The sequence below is a fragment of the Crenobacter sp. CS_VA4 genome (assembly GCF_055597485.1).
In genome coordinates, this window is sequence record NZ_JBVMAE010000115.1 from 1 (window position 1) to 281 (window position 281).

1 protein-coding gene is annotated in these 281 nt (G+C 62.3%); it reads left to right on the top strand.

From position 1 onward, the window contains the following. The coding region (locus ACZ2IA_RS22940; RefSeq protein ID WP_470294896.1) for an AMP-binding protein at window positions 1–281 on the top strand (281 nt) is incomplete at both ends.

Consider the following 281-nt stretch of genomic DNA (forward strand, 5'->3'; position numbering starts at 1 on the left):
GGGCGAAGTTCGTATCGCGCTGACCGGTGCGGCGCCCTTGCCGCCAGCGATCATCCAGTGGTATCGCGATCTCGGCCTGGAGTTGCTCGAAGCCTTTGGTATGAGTGAAAACATGGCCTACTCACACTTCACCCGGCCCGGCCAGGCTCGTGTGGGCTACGTCGGGCATGCCAACAGCGGTGTGGAATGCAAGATCGATCCGGACTCGGGTGAGGTGCTGGTCAAGAGCCCGGCGCAGATGCTGGGTTATTACAAGCAGCCCGAGGTGACCGCCGAGTGCT